General features: G+C 60.7%; 18 protein-coding genes. 11 read left to right on the top strand and 7 right to left on the bottom strand.

Annotation, left to right across the window (positions count from 1 at the left end; translation table 11 throughout):
• Positions 1-226: 226 nt before the first annotated feature.
• The 5 genes from J5274_RS02410 (at position 227) to J5274_RS02390 (ending at position 4,372) form a co-directional block, all read left to right on the top strand.
• Complete coding sequence (locus tag J5274_RS02410; protein WP_161990915.1) at positions 227-1,288, top strand: helix-turn-helix domain-containing protein; 1,062 nt, start codon at positions 227-229, stop codon at positions 1,286-1,288.
• Between the two features lie 148 nt (positions 1,289-1,436).
• Positions 1,437-2,084 carry a hypothetical protein gene (locus J5274_RS02405; protein WP_142824668.1) on the top strand — a complete coding sequence of 216 codons (648 nt, stop codon included), beginning with the start codon at positions 1,437-1,439 and terminating at the stop codon, positions 2,082-2,084.
• Positions 2,085-2,247: 163 nt separating this feature from the next.
• Complete coding sequence (locus J5274_RS02400; RefSeq protein WP_142824669.1) at positions 2,248-2,856, top strand: hypothetical protein; 609 nt, start codon at positions 2,248-2,250, stop codon at positions 2,854-2,856.
• A 226-nt stretch (positions 2,857-3,082) separates the two neighbouring features.
• Complete coding sequence (locus J5274_RS02395; protein ID WP_142824670.1) at positions 3,083-3,637, top strand: hypothetical protein; 555 nt, start codon at positions 3,083-3,085, stop codon at positions 3,635-3,637.
• Between the two features lie 87 nt (positions 3,638-3,724).
• On the top strand, positions 3,725-4,372 hold the full coding sequence (locus tag J5274_RS02390; RefSeq protein WP_142824671.1) for a hypothetical protein: 648 nt from the start codon (positions 3,725-3,727) through the stop codon (positions 4,370-4,372).
• 126 nt (positions 4,373-4,498) lie between these two features.
• On the opposite strand, the gene J5274_RS02385 is transcribed toward J5274_RS02390, so the two are convergent.
• The 3 genes from J5274_RS02385 to J5274_RS02375 all read right to left on the bottom strand — a co-directional run bounded on the left by J5274_RS02385 (position 4,499) and on the right by J5274_RS02375 (position 8,712).
• Positions 4,499-5,269 carry a Bax inhibitor-1/YccA family protein gene (locus J5274_RS02385; RefSeq protein ID WP_142824672.1) on the bottom strand — a complete coding sequence of 257 codons (771 nt, stop codon included), beginning with the start codon at positions 5,267-5,269 and terminating at the stop codon, positions 4,499-4,501.
• Between the two features lie 189 nt (positions 5,270-5,458).
• Positions 5,459-8,005: an ABC transporter permease gene (locus J5274_RS02380; protein ID WP_219274743.1), complete on the bottom strand. Its 2,547-nt coding sequence runs from the start codon at positions 8,003-8,005 to the stop codon at positions 5,459-5,461.
• Positions 8,002-8,712 (bottom strand): ABC transporter ATP-binding protein, encoded by a 711-nt coding sequence (locus tag J5274_RS02375; protein ID WP_142824674.1) that lies wholly within the window; start codon positions 8,710-8,712, stop codon positions 8,002-8,004. The genes J5274_RS02380 and J5274_RS02375 overlap by 4 nt, the downstream gene beginning before the upstream one ends.
• 72 nt (positions 8,713-8,784) lie before the next feature.
• Here J5274_RS02375 and J5274_RS02370 point away from each other — a divergent pair, with 72 nt between their 5' ends.
• Complete coding sequence (locus tag J5274_RS02370) at positions 8,785-9,435, top strand: arylesterase (protein ID WP_111219682.1); 651 nt, start codon at positions 8,785-8,787, stop codon at positions 9,433-9,435.
• Between the two features lie 66 nt (positions 9,436-9,501).
• Positions 9,502-10,095, top strand: a complete 594-nt coding sequence (gene thpR, locus J5274_RS02365; RefSeq protein ID WP_142824675.1) for an RNA 2',3'-cyclic phosphodiesterase — start codon at positions 9,502-9,504, stop codon at positions 10,093-10,095.
• Here the strand turns inward: thpR and J5274_RS02360 are convergent.
• Positions 10,029-10,508, bottom strand: a complete 480-nt coding sequence (locus tag J5274_RS02360) for a low molecular weight protein-tyrosine-phosphatase (protein WP_219274742.1) — start codon at positions 10,506-10,508, stop codon at positions 10,029-10,031. The two genes, thpR and J5274_RS02360, sit on opposite strands and share 67 nt — an antisense overlap.
• A gap of 35 nt (positions 10,509-10,543) precedes the next feature.
• On the opposite strand from J5274_RS02360, the gene J5274_RS02355 reads away from it, so the two are divergent.
• Together J5274_RS02355 and J5274_RS02350 are read left to right on the top strand one after the other, a co-directional pair.
• The gene (locus J5274_RS02355; RefSeq protein WP_142824677.1) at positions 10,544-10,849 is read left to right on the top strand and encodes a 4a-hydroxytetrahydrobiopterin dehydratase; all 306 of its coding nucleotides are present in this window, start codon (positions 10,544-10,546) and stop codon (positions 10,847-10,849) included.
• Between the two features lie 58 nt (positions 10,850-10,907).
• A complete protein-coding gene (locus J5274_RS02350) occupies positions 10,908-11,297 on the top strand; it encodes a YkvA family protein (protein ID WP_142824678.1) in 390 nt (129 codons plus the stop codon).
• Between the two features lie 25 nt (positions 11,298-11,322).
• Here the strand turns inward: J5274_RS02350 and J5274_RS02345 are convergent, their stop codons facing one another.
• Positions 11,323-11,877, bottom strand: a complete 555-nt coding sequence (locus J5274_RS02345) for a sigma-70 family RNA polymerase sigma factor (RefSeq protein ID WP_142824679.1) — start codon at positions 11,875-11,877, stop codon at positions 11,323-11,325.
• A 338-nt stretch (positions 11,878-12,215) separates the two neighbouring features.
• Here J5274_RS02345 and J5274_RS02340 point away from each other — a divergent pair, with 338 nt between their 5' ends.
• Positions 12,216-12,773 (top strand): invasion associated locus B family protein, encoded by a 558-nt coding sequence (locus J5274_RS02340; protein ID WP_142824680.1) that lies wholly within the window; start codon positions 12,216-12,218, stop codon positions 12,771-12,773.
• Between the two features lie 246 nt (positions 12,774-13,019).
• Positions 13,020-14,255, top strand: coding sequence for a 23S rRNA (adenine(2503)-C(2))-methyltransferase RlmN (rlmN, locus tag J5274_RS02335; protein WP_142824681.1), 1,236 nt, complete (start codon positions 13,020-13,022; stop codon positions 14,253-14,255).
• Positions 14,256-14,401: 146 nt separating this feature from the next.
• Here rlmN and J5274_RS02330 read toward each other — a convergent pair whose 3' ends face one another.
• Together J5274_RS02330 and J5274_RS02325 are read right to left on the bottom strand one after the other, a co-directional pair.
• A complete protein-coding gene (locus tag J5274_RS02330; RefSeq protein ID WP_142824682.1) occupies positions 14,402-15,043 on the bottom strand; it encodes a LysE family translocator in 642 nt (213 codons plus the stop codon).
• 60 nt (positions 15,044-15,103) lie between these two features.
• Positions 15,104-15,964: an SDR family oxidoreductase gene (locus J5274_RS02325; RefSeq protein ID WP_142824683.1), complete on the bottom strand. Its 861-nt coding sequence runs from the start codon at positions 15,962-15,964 to the stop codon at positions 15,104-15,106.
• Positions 15,965-15,975 lie beyond the last annotated feature (11 nt).

Here is a 15,975-nt window from a genome sequence, read left to right as displayed (position 1 = left end):
TTTTGTCGAAGTGTTGTCCGGAGCTCGGCGCAATCCGCTGAACCAATGCTGAATCTATATTTTTTTAGAAGAAGTTGCGCTCCCCTGGAATGAAGCCCGGACTGGCACCTCAGCAGTTGACGGTATTATGCCAATTACCCTGAATTGCATTTATTTAAAATGCTACCCTTGATATCCATGAAGTAGGATTGTAATCCTACGATCTATGATCCCTTGGAATCAGGCCGTGGCGCCAACATCAGAACCGCTGTCCGATGCCCAAGGGCGAGGTGAGGTCGCCGGCTTTCGCTTTTCCACGGCTGATAACGATGCGCCCTTTGCCGCCTGGCGTGCAGTCCTCGCGACGTTGTTCGAAGCCACGCAGACCCAGCAAATTACCCCTAGCGGGTTCAAGGCCGATCTTGTTGTCCAGCATTTCGGGACGTTCCTGCTTTGCCGCAGCTTTGCGGGCAGCGGGCGCTTTCTTCGTGACCATCAGCGGGTCTGTTCAGACGATCTGGACCATGTCGTTGTCTCCTCGGTGTTGAGCGGAGGGATCGCTGTCGGCGGCAAGGCGAGGCGGTTGCGGCCGGGAGACGTTACGGTCGTCGATCTTTCCTCGCCGATGCGTTTTGCCATGGTGGCGGCCGACGCGCTGCATCTGATCGTTCCGCGCGCCGGTTTGCCCAGTGCCGTGGCGTCCCTTTCGCCAATGCCATGCCGCGTTTTCCAGGGCGACACCGCAATGGCTATTTTCCTGCGGGGTATCCTCGAAAGCCTCTCCAACGCCTCCCTTTATTTCAGCGCGCTTGAGGTCAATGCCCTCGGTGCCTGCTTTCCCGACCTGCTCGGCTGGTGCCTGGGGACCGTTCCCGTGGTTTCAGCGGTAACAACGAGAGGCGATCTCGGCCGGCGGCTGCGCCGTCATATCGAGGAGAATATCGACCGGGCAGACCTGACTGCCTCGCGGCTGGCGCGCGAGATCGGCGTATCCCGCAGTCAGCTCTATCGGCAGTTCGAGGCGAGCGGCGGTGTCGACACCTACATCCGTGGCCGGCGATTACGGCGCTCATTGCAGGCGCTTGCCGACCCACGACGCGCAGATGCCAGGATCGCCGACATCTCCTACGAAATGGGTTTTTCCGACGAGGCGCATTTCAGCCGGCTGTTTCGGCAGACCTTCGGGCAATCGCCGCGCGACATCAGGGCGGCGGCGCGCGCCGGCGACAGCAGTTTGAAGGGCCTGAAGTTCCCGCCGGGTCCCGTCCCCTCCTTCTCCGATTGGCTTCTCATGCTCGGCACGGGCTGACGCGGTCCGTGATTTGGGACGCCTGTCCAAGTTTGCGGGACGGGCATCCAAGGACAACCAGGAGAGGATCGCTAGTATCCACAGCAACAAAAGAGAAAGCCGAAGCAATTCAATTGTTCTCAAACGAATAGCGACAGGAAACGATACAATGTCGATCGATGCACAAGCGGGCGCCGGCACCACCTTCGAGCTGAAGGCCACCAACGACTCCAGCCTTCCGGGGCAGAATTATTTCAACGTCTATCCACCGATACTGACAAATCTGGACGCCAAAGCCCAGACCCTTGTCGCTCTGGTCTCCGATGCGACGAGCAAAGGGCAATCCACAACGATGACATGGCAAGGCGGTAACGGTGCGCTGTCGTTGTTTGCCGTCACGGCCGGAGCTAGCCGCGTCACCGAGCCTAGCACCGCAGTTGCGCTGGGCGACACCGTGGTCGTCGACTGGGCGGCCGGCGCTTTCACGATCACCCCCGCAGCCGGCGGCCCAGCAGACAGCATTCAGGTGTCGTTCACCGCCCAGGTCCCGCCTGGCACAAAGCTCGGCCTGGTGGTGGGTCCAGGATCGATTCTGGTTCGGCCAGCGATGGGCCAAGCAGTACTCACCCTGACGCCTGACATGTCTCTCGTTGCAACGGTGTCGTTCGGTACTGCCTTTCAGCTGCCGCCACCGCCTGTCTCCGATGTCAGCCAGCCGAGGCAGGTGACGTTCCAGCCGGGGACATCGAGCAGCGGCCTGCTCGCAACCGCAGAGATCTCTGTCGGAGTGACCGACGAGATCGTCCAGCTCGGCTAGCTGCAATTTCCGATTGCCCGGCTTCCGCCACCGAGCCGGGCATCCTCGCCGTCTCCATGCTCCGCACGACTTGAGCGGCGAGGCGGGCCGGCACCGCATCCTCCCCTGGGCGGTGCCGGCCTCTTGATCACAGGGGATCTTCCCGAAACGAAAGGCGACGACAATGACGACTTACTCTCTGACATGCATCAATAACTCGCAGATGTCCGGCAGCTTTGCGGTCTTCCAGAAGCCACCACCGATGACCATTCCCGGTAACATCTTTTCGCTGGCCTGGTTCGCCCGGCCAACGGCCGTGTCCAGCAAAGTCACCTTTACCTGGGGTCTCGACTACAGCTTCGTCTGGTCGGAGACTGGCCTGCTGCAGCCGGGCATCAACTTTGCCGCAACACAGAATGTCGCAGCAGATCCGAACGGGCAGAACGTCGTGCAGCTGACGCAAGACGGTTTCGGGGCCACCACCTTTGCCAATCCCGCCGGTACGGGTGCAATCGGCTCCCTGACGATCCAGCAGCTGTCCAACGTCCAGCCCAACTACACGTCAGTCGGCATCGGCATGGCGGGATCCGGGACCCACGCCGTCCAGGCGGCTCCGAACATGACGGCCGTCTTCACGCCGCATCCAAACTACTGGGTGATCTTCGGCAACTACACGACGGGCGACGTCATGGACATCGAGGACATCAGCTCGGCGGTCGAGGTGACGTACGGCGGCGCGCTGACATCGCGGACGGCCACGCTCGGCCTGAACAACCTGATCACCACAGCCTGATCTTCGGCACGGCGGCCCTGTTGCTGCCGTGCTGGACCTCTGCGGGCAACCTGCCGCAGATCCTGAGATGGCAACGGCCTTCTTTGACAGACTTCGGAGCGTCCCAAGCACGCTCTGCCTAGCCCCCCAAACATTGCGGTGACCCGTCACCGCTTCTGCATTTCCGGCAACGCTCTGCGCATGGTGCGACGAGCGACCACTCCCTTATTGTGAAAAGGAAAGTCCAATGAAAATCGACAAACTGCGTCACAGCCTGTTGGCAGCGATGCTTGCCTCTTTCACCACCATCGGTCTCGCGAACCATGCCCAGGCCTATGACGTCTATCATACGGTACATGCCGCCGCGAATGGCACCGTGGACTGGAGCCTGGCGAGCTTCGGTGTCAGCGGCGTCAACCCGAACCTGTCGTTTTTTTACGCCGCTAGCGACGTGGAGGCGCAGCAACTTTTGCCCCGATATGAATGCTTTGTTAAAGTCCATCTTGCCAATACCGTTGCTCACCCGCTGCAAAATGCCCAGGATATCGTCGGCGATGTGAGCGTTGCCATCGGCGGTCCGAACAATCCTCTGCCTTTTCCATGGAGAATTGTTTTCGACAATGTGCCGCCAGGCCATTGGAACATCGGCAAGGGCGAAATGGTAAACATGGTGCCACAGCCTCCTCCCTCAAATAATACAGCCTCCAGGGTCGCGGCCTTGGGCTTTCATAATCTCGCCTTCAATGCCAATAATTTCGGCGTAACGGTCATCAACGGCTCGCAGCAAAATTGCGTGCGCTGAAGGTTTCCCGGTAGATTTGAGTTCTTCCGGTAAAAGTGTTTCGCCGCTGGGCAACCTTGCCTGGCGGCTTCCCAATGGGAGTCCCGCATGGCAATCCTTCATCACGCCTTTCGTTGCCCGGCTACGGCCGAATTCGACCAGAAGGTTTCAACTTTGCTGGCCGCGTGGAGCCGGCGCGACTACCGAGAGCTTTCGACCTTGGCGCTGGGCGCGTATGGCTCGCTGGCAGAGCGCGAAGATCTGCGATCGGCGTTCCGCCTCCATCAAGAGGGAGTTGTTTCGTCGTGGATGCAGCCACAGTTCATAAGCCCGGGGCTCGCTGCCCTAGCTACACTGGCCGGTGCCTTCGTTCCCATTCCCGGCCTTAGCGCCAGCAACGATGCCAACCATCACCTGCTGGAGACGCAGCTGCCCCTGCTGGGTTGGTCGTCGGAGGACATCAGCTTCCTTCTCAGGGGAAATCCGGTTGAAGCGATGCTGGAAAGCTACGCTGCGCCGGCCGTGAAGCTCGATCAAGGCGGCTACCGCGACACCGGTGGCTGGACGCCGGGACGCATCGGACAGGCGCTGAAGAAACGCCTCGATCACTTGGCTAGAGGCATCCCGCCACACGCCGACGACCAGACCCTGGCTGCGTGGTCACTTTTAAAGGAGAGCCATGCCCTTGCCGATGCGCAGGCAATGCTGGCAGAGATCACCGATCGAGACTGGCTGGTGATGACCATCACCGCGTGACGACCGCTGGCAAGATCTATCTCAGCGGTCATCGAACTGAAAAACAATACAGAAACGGGGGCAGCGATGCCCCCGTATGGTCGATTTCTCGTCTCAAAAGACTTCTCGGAGCCTGGCGCCTGAGCCTTACTTCCGGTTGCCCATGAACTGCAGCAGGAACATGAACAGGTTGATGAAGTCGAGGTACAGGGTCAGGGCGCCCATGATGGCCTTGCGGCCGGCAACGACGTCGTCGTCTGCTTCGAAGTACAGTTCCTTGATCCGCTGGGTATCGTAGGCCGTGAGGCCGGCGAAGACCAGGACGCCGATTGCCGAGATGGCAAACTGCAGGGCCGAGGACTGCATGAAGATGTTGACGACCGAGGCGATGATGATGCCGAACAGGCCCATCATCAGGAACGAACCCATCGCCGACAGGCTGCGCTTAGTCGTGTAGCCGTAGAGCGAAAGCGCACCGAAGGCGGCAGCCGTGATGAAGAACGTCTGGACGACGCTACCAGTCGTATAGACCAGGAAGATCGACGACAGCGACAATCCGACCAGGCCCGCATAGACCATGAATGTCGTCCGAGCAGCGGACACGCTCATGTTGTTGATGCGGAAGCTCAGGAAGAACACGGCAGCCAGGGGCGCCAGCATGATGACCCACTTCAGCGGCGAGCCGTAGACGGCAACGCCGGCGCTGGTCAGCATGACGCCGTGGAAATTGGCCGCTGCCTGTGTCGGATCAGTGGTCGTGGTGAGCGCGATCAGGGCGTAGGCGGCGACGCCCGTCAGCACCAGACCCAGTGCCATCAGGTTATAGACCTTCAGCATGTAGCTGCGAAGGCCCTCGTCGATCACTGCGCCCGATTGCGCGCCGGTTGCCCGGTTGGGGAAATTACGAAAGTCAGCCATGTTTTCCTCTTTCAAGCTCCGAGTGGATGACGGTGTCGGGCACTTCAGTCCCGGGCGCCGCTGCGGAGCTCCAGCATGCCTGACGAGAATATGAGGCTTTCGAGGCGCGCGTACAAGAGCCAACGATCTGCAATCGGGTTAAATCGATGTAACCTCGGGGCTTTTGGCCGCCTGGGTTAATGGCGGACCCTAGAGTTCGCGCAGCACGGGTGCTGCTTTCTGGCCTAGAATGCGCCACGTGCCGATGAGGCCGATGCCGACCGTCAGCACCAGAGCGATGACAATTGTCGAAAAGGCGACGTCCGGCAGGAAGCTTGACGGCAAATGCATGATCCGGCTGACGATGTACCACGCCGCGACCGAGCCGGCAGCGAGCGCAAAGATCGCCGTTGCCACGCCGAGGATGAGGTATTCGTAGGTGAAGGCGCGGATCAGCATGGCGCGGGTCGCCCCCAGCGTCTTCAGCACCACGGCATCGTGGGTGCGGGCCCTGTTGCCGGCGGCAAGCGCACCGGCCAGCACCAGCACCGAGGCGATCAGCGCGATCGAGGCGGCGGCACGGATGGCTGTCGCCAGCTGGGCCACGAGGGAGTTGATCATGTCGAGCGCATCCTTGACGCGGACGCTGGTGATAGTCGGATAGGCATTGGTCACGGTTCGCAGGATCGTCGCCTCCTGCTCGGCCGTCGCGGACGGGTCTGTCAGCGTCGCCAGCCAGGCGTGTGGCGCGCCCTTGAAGGTGTTCGGGGTGAAGATCATGACGAAATTGATCGACAGCGATTGCCATTCCACCTTGCGGAAGTTGGCGATCTTGGCCGTCATGTTGCGCCCGAGCACATTGACGGTGACGCTGTCTCCGAGCTTCAAGCCCAGCGCCTTGCCTTCCTCCTGCGAGAACGACACCAGCGGTTCGCCGGTATATCCCCTGTCCCACCACTTGCCTTCGGTGATGGCGGCATTTTCCGGCGGCGTTTCGGCATAGGTGATGCCTCGGTCGCCGCGCAGCACCCATTGGCCGGCCGGCGGGACCTGCCGCTTGGTAATGTCCTCGCCGTTGAAGGCGGTGATGCGGCCGCGCAGCATCGGCACCTCGGTCAGTTTGCCCTTTGGCGCCTGCGCTGAGACCAGCGTCTTGAAGCCATCGAGTTCGCTGCCCTGGATATCGACGAAGAAGAAGTTCGGCGCCCTGTCTGCCATGTGGCCGGTCAGTTCGCGCCGCATGTTGCTGTCGATCAGCGTCAAGGTCACCAGCAGTGCCAGGCCGAGGCCGAGAGACAACACGACGGATGCGGTCAGCGCGCCCGGCCGGTGGATGTTGCCGATAGCAAGCCGCAGTGCCGGCGAATTGACGCGCGGACTGCGCTTTGCGAGCCATGCCAGGCCCCAGGCGACCAGCCGCAGGACTGCGAAGGCCACCGCGATGGCCACGATGAAGACGATGGCGATAAAGCGGTCATAGGCGGTAAAGACGGCAAGCGCGGAGAGGGCTGCGAGCAATAGCGCTGCGCCGAGGAGATAGGGCCAGGACGGCAGCTTGCGGGTCTCGAAGCCCTGCTCGCGGAACAGCGCCGTCGCCGGCACTTCGCGGGCGTGGCCGAGCGGCAGGATCGCGAAGGCGAGCGTGGTCAGGAGGCCGAACAGCGCGGCCAGCGTCAGCGCACCCGGGTAGAGGGTCGGCGCTGTCGAGACCGGCAGGAACTGCGCCATGAACTGAGACGCGAAAATCGGGGCTATCGCGCCGATCACAAGGCCGACAAGAATGCCGGCGAGCGCGATCAGGGCGATCTGGATCAGATAGATCATCACCACGACGGAGGCGGGAGCGCCGAGGCATTTGAAGGTTGCGATGGTCGTGCGCTTGCTGTCGAGAAAGGCGCGCACGGCATTGGCCACCCCGACGCCGCCGACGATCAGCGCCGTCAGGCCGACGAGGGTGAGGAATTGCGAGAAGCGGGTGATGTTGTCGGCCAGCGACGGTGCTGCCTTGTCGCTGGTGCGGATCGACCAGCCGGCTTGCGGAAAGGCCTTGTTGGCACGGTCTGCAATGCCTTTCAGTCCATTGGCAGGGTCTGCCATGCGGATCTTGTAGCCATGCTCGACGAGGCTGCCGTTCTGCACCAGGCCGGAGGCTGTCAGGGCATCGGCGCTGGTGAGCAATCTCGGCGCAAAGGCGAAGCCCTCGGAAATCGCGTCGGGTTCGTTCTTGATCGTGCCTGAAATTCGCAGCTTGGCGCTGCCCAGCAGCAGTTCGCTGCCGATTTTCAGGTTGAGGCGATCGAGCAGCAGGGGCGCTACCAGCGCGCCATAGGTGCCGTCCTTTTCCGCCAGAAGCGTCGAAAGCGGCTGATCCGGATCAGCTTCGAATTTGCCATAAAGCGGATAGGCCTGATCGACGGCCTTGACCTCGACCAGTGACTGGTCGGTACCATCCGGCAGGCGCGCCATCGATCGCACACCGGTCGACGCAGAAAGCGTGCCGAGGCCTTTGAGATAGGACATCTCTTCTGGCGTTGCCTCGCGATTGTTGATTTCGAAGCGCACGTCGCCGGCCAGCAGCGTCTGGCCCTGCGTTGCGATAGCATCGGTGATCGAGCGCGAAACGGAATTGACGGCGGCGATGGCGCCGGTGCCGAGCGCGATACAGGCGAGGAAGATATAAAACCCGCGCAAGCCGCCACGCAGTTCGCGCAGCGCCAGACGGAAGGCGAGTGAAAGGCGGGCGCCGCCGAGCGTCATGCGAAAATCGCCTGCTGGTCGGACGTCTTCGTGTTGTCGCTGTCGATTGCGCCGGAGCGGACGCGGATCTGGCGCGAGCAGCGGGCCGCCAGCGCGTTGTCGTGGGTGACCAGCAACAGGGTCGTGCCGCGCTCGGCCTTCTTTGCAAACAACAAGTCGGCGATCTGCCGGCCGGTATCGGTGTCGAGGTTGCCGGTCGGTTCGTCGGCGATGATCAGGGCCGGCGAGGGGGCAAGCGCGCGGGCAATCGCCACCCGCTGCTGTTCGCCGCCCGAGAGCTGGCCGGGATAATGGGTGAGACGTTCGCCCAGCCCGACGGACTGGAGCTCCCGGCGGGCGATGTCGAAGGCATCCCGCACATTGGCCAGTTCCAGCGGCACCGCGACATTTTCCAGCGCCGTCATGTTGGCGATCAGGTGGAAGGACTGAAAGACAATGCCGATGTTGCGGCCGCGAAAATCGGCGACCTTGTCTTCGCTGAGCGCATGCAGCGGGGTGTCGCGAATGATGATTTCGCCGCTGTCGAGGCTCTCCAGCCCGGCCAGAACCATCAGCAGCGTCGATTTGCCTGATCCGGAAGGACCGACGATGCCGACGGATTCGCCTTCGAAAATGGTCAGGTCGATGCCTTTCAGCACATGCACCGACGCGGCGGCGTTGCCCAGCGTCAAATCCGCCTTCTTCAGCTCGATGATTGTTTTAGCCAATGAGAACTGCCCTATATAAGCGAAGACGGGCCGCTGCTGCGCGCCCAATGCAGGCAATCTAGGGAATCGATCATGCGTTTTAAAGTTGCCGGGTTTCAATTCGTCGTCATTGCCGCTGCCCTTGTGTTCGGCCTCTGCGGTCCGGCGGCCGCAAGAACCATCCAGCTGGTCGGTCTCGGCGACAGCCTGATGGCCGGTTACATGCTGCCACCGGGCGACGGTTTTCCGGCAAAGCTCGAGGCCGCGTTGAAAGCCAAGGGGCTCGATGTCGCGGTTTCCGATGCCGGTGTGTCCGGCGACACGACCTCCGGCGGGTTGGCGCGGACAGACTGGTCGGTGCCAGACGGTACCGATGGCGTCATTCTCGAACTCGGCGCCAACGATGCGCTGCGTGGCATTGCACCGGAGGAGAGCGAGAAGAACCTCGATGCGATCATCGCCAAGCTGAAGGAACGCAAAATTCCCGTTCTTCTGGCAGGCATGCTAGCGCCGCCGAATATGGGTGGGGATTACGCCGCCCGTTTCAACCCGATCTACAAGCGGCTGGCCGACAAGTACCAGTTGCCGTTGTACCCATTCTTCCTTGACGGCGTTGCCGCTCAGGCAAAGTTGCAACTGCAGGATGGCATGCATCCCAATCCTGAAGGGGTCGATGTCATGGTACAGCGGATTATGCCACAGGTGACAAGTTTCATTGGGACGATCGCTGCGGTGCAGAAATAGACACTTGCGCCGCATTTGATTGCGTGATTCGCTGCATGTATCTGCAAAAGATTCGGGGATCTCGCCATGCCGAGACTGTTTACCGCCCTCGAAATTCCCCGTAACGCGGCGATGAGCCTGTCGTTGTTGCGCGGTGGTCTACCGGGCGCCCGGTGGATTGACGTAGAGAACTACCACATCACCTTGCGCTTTATCGGGGACGTCGACGGCCGGACCGCCGATGAAATCGTCGAGCGCCTGGACCGGATCGAAAGGCCCGAATTCCAGATCAAGCTAGATGGCATCGGTGCCTTCGGCTCCAAGAAACCGCATTCCGTCTGGGCCGGGGTCACGCCCAACCCCGAAATGTATGCCCTGCAGGGCGAGATCGAGCGGATCTGCCAGCGGGTCGGCCTGTCGGCGGATCCCCGGAAATTCATGCCGCACGTTACGCTGGCCCGGTTGAAATCGTCGCGTCTGGACGATGTCGCGCACTATCTCTCCGGCCGCGGCAATTTCCAGACATCGCTGTTCACGGCGTCACGCTTTGTGCTGCTATCGTCTCGGGAATCGGTGGGCGGCGGTCCGTATCTGACGGAAGAGATTTTTCCGCTTCACGAGGTGCGAACTTTCCCGGCGGTTTCCAGCAAGGCCTTGCAGCCGGTCAAGAGCATGCTGTAGGCACGGTCAAAATCATCCCGGCCGCCGTAGTAGGGATCCGGGATGTCATCGCCGGTTTCCAGCGCATACCGATTGAAGAGATGCAGCTTGGCCGCGTTTGCGCCACTCGCCATCTTTTCGAGAACCCTTAAATTGTCACGATCAAGCGCCAGGATCAGGTCGAAATGATCGAAGTCGGCAGCTGCGATGCGGCGTGCGCGCTGGGCCGCGATATCGATGCCGTGCGCAGCGGCAACAGCGATCGAGCGCGGATCGGGCGGGTTGCCCTGATGCCATCCGCCCGTGCCGGCCGAGTCGATATCGAACTCTGCGGCGCGTCCGGCGTTTATTGCCATATGTTTGAAAATTCCTTCGGCGAGCGGCGAGCGACAGATGTTGCCCATGCAGACGAAGAGGATCTTGAAGCGATGCATACGAACTTTCGACTGTTCAAACGAGGGCCACCGACATGAAATACGACAAACTTGAAGCGACGGCCATAGAAGAAAAGATGACCGGCCTAGAAGGCTGGACGCTTGCGGGGGACGCGAAATCGATCACCAGAAGCTTCAAATTTGCCAACTTTCGCGAAGCCTTCGGTTTCATGACGGAAAGCGCGCTTGCGGCGGAAAAGTTCGATCATCATCCCGAATGGTTCAACGTCTACTCGAAGGTCGAGGTGACGCTGACCACCCATGATGCCGGCGGATTGACGGAGCAGGATTTTCGCATGGCGAAAGCGATGGACAAGGCTGCGGCCGGCCGTATCGGTTGATTGCTCGAGCGGCCGCTTCCATATGTGTGCCTCAAGGGTCCCACAGGATTTTCTAGCAATGCAAGATATCAAGTTCGGCGAAATTCTTCTTCCTGGCGATGACGATACCCGTCAAAGCCGGGAGAAGACCGTGCGCCGCAAATTCTGGCCGGCGCTTCGCAAGGCAATCCGCTACGTCCCGTTTGCGCGCGACATGGTGGCTGCCTTTTACTGCGCTCTCGATCCGCAAACGCCTGCGCGCGTGCGAGGCATCTTGCTGGCAGCGCTTGCCTATTTCGTGATGCCCTTCGATATCATTCCGGATTTCATGGCAGTCGTGGGCTACACGGATGATATAGCGGTGCTGACGGCAGCGTTTCGCATGGTCAGCGGGCATATCAACGAAAGTCACTACGATGCCGCCGACCGGGCGCTGGCGGATGAACTGGATGCCGGCAAGCCGGCCTAGCAGGTGAGCGCAGGCAGACGGCGACCTAGACTGCCTCAAGCCGTTTCTTAAGCTTGCCGAAAGCCAGCCTGATGCGCGACTTGACAGTCCCGAGCGGCAGGCCGGTGATGGCAGCGATCTCCGAGTGCGATTGTCCGAGGAAGAATGCGGCGCGCAGAAGTTCCTGCTGTTCGTGCGGCAACTCGGCCATTGCAGCGCGCACCTGTGCATCGCGGTCTTCGTATTCCATGACGACGTCGGCCGCCAATTCGCCGATTGGCTGCAATCCCGGATCATTATCGTCGAGCACACGAATTTTTGATCGACGCTGCATATCGATGCGGCGATTGCGGGCAATACGGAAAATCCAGGTCGACAGCGAAGAGCGCGCCGGGTCGTATAGCCCAGCCTTGTGCCAGAGGACGATCATCACCTCCTGGACAAGCTCCTCTGCCTCTCCATCGGCCATGCGCTGCCGCAAAAGCCAGGACTTCAGCCTTGGCGCGAAGTAGTCGTACAGATGGGAAAACGCCGTCTGGTCACGGCGCTCGGCAACGGCCCTGGCGAGGACAGCAAAGCGCTGTTTTTCCTTCGCATCCATTTCCCCTCCACCTGCCCCCCAGCTCTTGCAACTCGCAACCGTCGTCCGAATGGTTTATGAGGTACAGCGGATTTTATAAACGTCAAACTCTTGCCTGAATCTTTCTGTCTTAAATCGCTATAAAGGCTGGCGATCTCGCCAATCAGGTCCATCTATCTTCAGAAGTTTCGACAATCCATCGATCATCGCTTGACTGAATCGGCACAGTTAAGAGGCAATCGACCATCCCATTGACGGTTTGGTAACCGAAATTACGCCAAAATAAGGCGCCTCGTGAATACGCATCTCCCGACGAAATTCACGTCGGGCTCTGGATCGCAAGAAACCGGCAGGAAATCATGTTTGTAAAAAGCTCCGCAATCGCCCTCACGCTCGTTCTGGCCACCGCCGGCATCGCATCCGCTCAGAAAACCAAGCCAAAGGCCGCGCCTGCGGCTGCCGCCCAGACGCAATCTGCAGCGCCGACCCGCATCAAGCAGTTCGATGCCTGGGGTGCCTATTCCTACCAGTCGGGAACCGGCAAGGTGTGCTACGTCCTGTCGGTGCCGACGGCAAAGCTGCCGGCAACGGGCATCGACCACGGCGACAACTTCTTCATCGTCACCCAGCGCCCCGGCCAGAACATCTCCTACGAGCCCCAGGCGATGATGGGCTATGTGCTGAAGGAAAACTCCAAGGTCAACGTCACCATCGACAACAAGACGTTCGTGATGTTTACCAAGGACAAGGCTGCATGGGTCGAGAACGCCGCACAGGAGCCGGCTTTGGTCTCGGCCATGAAGACCGGCCACTCCCTGACCGTCACCGCGACGTCGAAGAAGGGTACGGGGACATCCTACACCTACTCGCTGGCTGGCATTTCCGCCTCGCTGAAGCAGATCGAGAGCTGCAAGTAGGCTGAGCCGGGTTTCGCTTTTCGTGTGTGAAAAGCGCGGGTGCAAGATCATGGAGGCTGGCCTTGCGCCGGCCTCTGGCATTTTCAGGGGGATGACGGGCGACGAAATTAGTGCTATTGCCGCCGCGAACTGCGGATGTGCCTGCGATGCTGTCGCCCCTTCCGTCACCGAATTCAATTTCAATACCCTAGATCGCGCCTGCAGCTTCCTCGAAGCACGGCAGGCATCAACCTTTTGGATGATCCCATGTCCGTGATAGATGCCATGACCATTGCCAAGCCCGCTTCGGCGCCCGTCGTGCGCGGTGGCGAAGCTCTGCCGAAGCCGTCTTTGATCGGCCTGACGCGCGAGGAGATGGGGCAGGCACTGCGCGACAAGGGCGTTCCCGAAAAGCAGATCAAGATGCGCGTCAGCCAGTTGTGGAACTGGCTGTATGTGCGCGGGGTGTCTGATTTCGACGCCATGGTCAACGTTGCCAAGGACATGCGCGAAATGCTGAAGCAGCATTTTACCATCGCCCGCCCGGAGATCGTCGAGGAGCAGGTCTCCAACGACGGCACCCGCAAATGGCTGATGCGTTTTCCGGCACGCGGTGCAGGACGACCGGTCGAGATCGAAACCGTCTATATCCCGGAGGAAGGCCGCGGGACGCTGTGCGTCTCCAGCCAGGTCGGCTGCACCCTCACCTGTTCCTTCTGCCACACCGGCACCCAGCGGCTGGTCCGCAACCTGACGGCCGAGGAAATCCTCTCGCAGCTGCTGCTGGCACGCGACCGGCTCGGCGACTTCCCCGATCGCGATACGCCTGTGGGTACCGCCATGCCTGCCGAAGGCCGCAAGGTCTCGAACATGGTGATGATGGGCATGGGCGAGCCGCTCTATAATTTCGAGGCCGTGAAGACCGCCCTGCTGATCGCCTCCGACGGTGACGGCCTGTCGCTGTCGCGTCGTCGCATCACGCTTTCGACCTCGGGCGTGGTGCCGGAGATCTTCCGCACCGGTGACGAAATCGGCGTCATGCTGGCGATATCGCTGCACGCTGTGCGCGACGATCTGCGCGACATCCTGGTGCCGATCAACAAGAAGTATCCGCTGAAGGACCTGATCGACGCCTGCCGCAAATATCCCGGCCTGTCGAACGCCCGCCGCATCACGTTCGAATATGTGATGCTGAAGGACGTCAACGACAGCCTGGAAGATGCCAAGGGGCTCATTCAGCTGCTTAAGGGCGTGCCGGCAAAGATCAACCTTATCCCGTTCAATCCCTGGCCTGGCAGTAATTACCAGTGTTCGGACTGGGAGCAGATCGAGAAATTTGCCGATTTCATCAATGCGGCCGGCTATGCCTCGCCGATCCGTACGCCACGCGGACGCGATATTCTCGCCGCCTGCGGCCAGCTGAAATCGGATTCGGAGCGCATGCGCAAGACCGACCGCCTCGCCTTTGAAGCGATGATGATCGCCAACCACGGCGAGGACTGACGGTCAACGGGCGAAGTCGTTCGCAACGAGCAGACGAAACTGACGGCGACCCATTTCGACGGGATTGCAATTGCGATCTTTGCGGTCGGCGCGCTCGGGTGCGTTGATCTATATCACCCGCAGGGATGGCCGACCACGCGACGTACTTAGCGCGCGTGGGTAAGCAGGATCTTCGCCGCGAAGATCGAGAAGACGCCGGCGAAGGTGTAGTCCATGCCGCGCAAGACTTTCCTGTTGTTCTGCAGCCACGAGGCCAGCCTGTCTGACGCGAGCACGACCAGGGCGTTCACCGGCATGCCGACCGAAATGAACAGAAAACCGAAGAAGAGCAGCTTCTGGGTGACGGCCGGATCGCCGGCAGTGACGAACTGCGGCAGGAAGGTCATGAAGAAGATGATGACCTTCGGGTTCAGGAGGTTGACCCAAAACCCGCTCGCCATGTTCGACAGCGGTGACACTTTCGGCTCTTCCACGGCATTGACGCTGAGTTTCGAGCCGAAGCGGATGGCCTGAACAGCGAGCCACAGGAGATAGGCCGCGCCGCCGGTCTTCAGGATTGTGAAGGCAACCGGAGAGGCCGTGATCAGGGCCGATATCCCAAACGCCACCAGCATCGTGTGGACGACGATTCCGAGGCTGGTCCCAAGTACGACAAACAGCGCAGGCGTCTTGCCCTGCGACAGGGCGCGGCTGATCGAAAGCGTCATGTCCGGGCCTGGCGTTGCGGCCAGAAGAAGGCTTGCGGCGACAAAAGCGAGCGCCGTCGCAAAGCTCGGCAGGAAGTCCATGGCAGGCTCCTCGGATCAAAGGTTTCCAGGATGCCTACCTTGTTTAGCGGCTGTTGCCAATCAGCCCTTGCCGGCGACAAAGGCCTTGAATGCGTCATCGTACCCCCCGTGCCAGCGCGACAGCGGAGGCCTGTTTTCGACGATATCGCCAGCGGCCCAGAGAATTCGCTTTTCATCCAGTGAACGGGGCACATCGTTGTCGGGGCAGAGGATGTAGAAATCGTCGCGCTCAAGACTTTTCATCATGAAATCGACGGTCTCGTCCGGTGTCCAGGCGGCGGCGGGCTTCTCCGTGCGGTCGCCCTTTGTAAGAGGTGTGTAGACAAAGCCCGGTATCAGCAGGTGGGCGGTGATACGGCAACCTTCCGTGTTGCGAAGTTCATGCTGCAGCGCCTCGGTGAAAGCCTTCACGCCGGCCTTGGAGACGTTGTAGGCAGGGTTTCCCGGCGGCGTGGTAATGCCCTGCTTGGAGCCGGTGTTGATGATCATGCCCGGCTCGCCGTGGCCGATCATGTGCGGCCCGAATGTCCTGGTGCCGTTGATCACGCCCATCATGTTGACGCCGAGAATGTTGTCCCAGGCGGCCTGCGGGCTGAAGATCGATGTCTCCGGGCCGATGCCGGCATTGTTCATCAGTACATGGACGCGGCCGAAGCGCTGGATGACGGTGCGCTCCAGGGCGTCCAGCGATTCCTTGTCACTGACATCGGTCTCGATGGCCATGACATGTTCGTCGCTACCATTGGAAAGGGCGATGATCTCTTTCTTTGCCTTTGCCAACCGGTCGCCACCGAGGTCTACCAAGACGACGCTCATGCCGCGCGCAGCAAAGTTTTTGGCAGCGGAAAAGCCGATGCCGGAAGCGCCACCGGTTATGACGGCGACGTTGGATTTTGCGAATACGGCTTGTGCGTTCGTCATGTCGTCGCTCC

Origin of the sequence: Rhizobium sp. L51/94 (assembly GCF_019355555.1) — a bacterium.
Lineage (GTDB): Bacteria > Pseudomonadota > Alphaproteobacteria > Rhizobiales > Rhizobiaceae > Rhizobium > Rhizobium rhododendri.
The sequence above is the reverse complement of the archived record's forward strand: the minus strand, read 5'-3'. Positions and strand labels throughout refer to the sequence as shown.

Coding starts and splice junctions, on each gene's coding strand:
- J5274_RS02405 (WP_142824668.1), top strand. CDS start 1,437: ATGTCGATCGATGCACAAGCGGGCGCCGGCACCACCTTCGAGCTGAAG.
- J5274_RS02400 (WP_142824669.1), top strand. CDS start 2,248: ATGACGACTTACTCTCTGACATGCATCAATAACTCGCAGATGTCCGGC.
- J5274_RS02395 (WP_142824670.1), top strand. CDS start 3,083: ATGAAAATCGACAAACTGCGTCACAGCCTGTTGGCAGCGATGCTTGCC.
- J5274_RS02390 (WP_142824671.1), top strand. CDS start 3,725: ATGGCAATCCTTCATCACGCCTTTCGTTGCCCGGCTACGGCCGAATTC.
- J5274_RS02385 (WP_142824672.1), bottom strand. CDS start 5,269: ATGGCTGACTTTCGTAATTTCCCCAACCGGGCAACCGGCGCGCAATCG.
- J5274_RS02380 (WP_219274743.1), bottom strand. CDS start 8,005: ATGACGCTCGGCGGCGCCCGCCTTTCACTCGCCTTCCGTCTGGCGCTG.
- J5274_RS02370 (WP_111219682.1), top strand. CDS start 8,785: ATGCGTTTTAAAGTTGCCGGGTTTCAATTCGTCGTCATTGCCGCTGCC.
- thpR (WP_142824675.1), top strand. CDS start 9,502: ATGCCGAGACTGTTTACCGCCCTCGAAATTCCCCGTAACGCGGCGATG.
- J5274_RS02360 (WP_219274742.1), bottom strand. CDS start 10,508: ATGCATCGCTTCAAGATCCTCTTCGTCTGCATGGGCAACATCTGTCGC.
- J5274_RS02355 (WP_142824677.1), top strand. CDS start 10,544: ATGAAATACGACAAACTTGAAGCGACGGCCATAGAAGAAAAGATGACC.
- J5274_RS02350 (WP_142824678.1), top strand. CDS start 10,908: ATGCAAGATATCAAGTTCGGCGAAATTCTTCTTCCTGGCGATGACGAT.
- J5274_RS02345 (WP_142824679.1), bottom strand. CDS start 11,877: ATGGATGCGAAGGAAAAACAGCGCTTTGCTGTCCTCGCCAGGGCCGTT.
- J5274_RS02340 (WP_142824680.1), top strand. CDS start 12,216: ATGTTTGTAAAAAGCTCCGCAATCGCCCTCACGCTCGTTCTGGCCACC.
- rlmN (WP_142824681.1), top strand. CDS start 13,020: ATGTCCGTGATAGATGCCATGACCATTGCCAAGCCCGCTTCGGCGCCC.
- J5274_RS02330 (WP_142824682.1), bottom strand. CDS start 15,043: ATGGACTTCCTGCCGAGCTTTGCGACGGCGCTCGCTTTTGTCGCCGCA.
- J5274_RS02325 (WP_142824683.1), bottom strand. CDS start 15,964: ATGACGAACGCACAAGCCGTATTCGCAAAATCCAACGTCGCCGTCATA.